1 pseudogene is annotated in these 215 nt (G+C 35.3%); it reads left to right on the top strand.

Going from position 1 to position 215, the window contains the following annotated elements:
• Positions 1–62 precede the first annotated feature (62 nt).
• Positions 63–215: pseudogene (locus tag QCD85_RS23835) on the top strand (hypothetical protein); the annotation flags it as partial.

Raw genomic sequence — 215 nt, 5'->3', positions numbered from 1 at the left:
ACGAACAAGTATTCGTCTGCAGAGTCATATTTGTATAAGAGACAGATCTAGATATCAATTAAGAAGAAGCAGAAGACTTATTAGAAGAAATCGAGAATAAATTACGTAAACGTCTTCGTGGTGCTCCTGTACGTCTTGAAGTGGAGAAAGATTATCATACATTTGCTCTTCGAATGTTACAAGAAGAATTCTACGTATCTGAAGAAGTGTACGAA

Source organism: Paenibacillus sp. PsM32 (assembly GCF_030433815.1).
Classification (GTDB): domain Bacteria; phylum Bacillota; class Bacilli; order Paenibacillales; family Paenibacillaceae; genus Saccharibacillus; species Saccharibacillus kyungheensis.
Note: the sequence above shows the minus strand (reverse complement) of the source record. Positions and strands in the feature narration are given on the sequence as shown.